This window comes from Seonamhaeicola marinus (assembly GCF_008085455.1).
Genome location: NZ_VSDQ01000407.1, coordinates 1 through 226 on the forward strand (window position 1 = coordinate 1; position 226 = coordinate 226).

General features: G+C 34.1%; 1 pseudogene. It reads left to right on the top strand.

The annotated features are described in order from the left end of the window. A pseudogene (locus FUA24_RS05180) lies at nucleotides 1–226 on the top strand (excinuclease ABC subunit UvrC); the annotation flags it as partial.

Here is a 226-nt window from a genome sequence, read left to right on the forward strand (position 1 = left end):
GATGGTGGAAAAGGACAATTATCGTCGGCTTTAAAAAGTTTAGATATTTTAGGGTTAAGAGGCAAAATTGCCATTATAGGAATTGCAAAACGTTTAGAAGAATTATACTATCCAAATGATCCAATTCCCTTATATTTAGATAAGAAAAGCGAGACGTTGAAAATCATTCAACAGTTACGAAATGAAGCACACCGTTTTGGTATTGAACACCACCGAAATAAACGCA